We start from the raw sequence: 232 nt of genomic DNA, 5'->3' as shown, positions 1-232 counted from the left end.
GTGCTTCATCGGTAAAGTAACCTTGGTCATCACTTGGTGAAAGTACTTCTAATTTATAATTTAATGATGCAAAATAGTCATCTTCCCCGTGTCCAGGAGAGGTGTGCACGAACCCAGTACCAGAGTCCGCAGTAACATGATCACCTAAGATTAATAAAGAGTCACGGTCATAATATGGATGTTCAGCAACCATATACTCTAAATCAGTCCCTTTTACAGGTTCTCCTTCAAC

The 232-nt window shown here is 40.5% G+C and carries 1 protein-coding gene; it reads right to left on the bottom strand.

The features are described 5' to 3' along the window. A partial coding sequence (locus QP413_RS10195) for a class I tRNA ligase family protein (protein WP_284781636.1) occupies positions 1–232 on the bottom strand: 232 nt, incomplete at both ends.

It is taken from the genome of Corynebacterium sp. UMB4614 (genome assembly GCF_030217065.1).
Taxonomy (GTDB): domain Bacteria; phylum Actinomycetota; class Actinomycetes; order Mycobacteriales; family Mycobacteriaceae; genus Corynebacterium.
The sequence above is the reverse complement of the archived record's forward strand: the minus strand, read 5'-3'. Positions and strand labels throughout refer to the sequence as shown.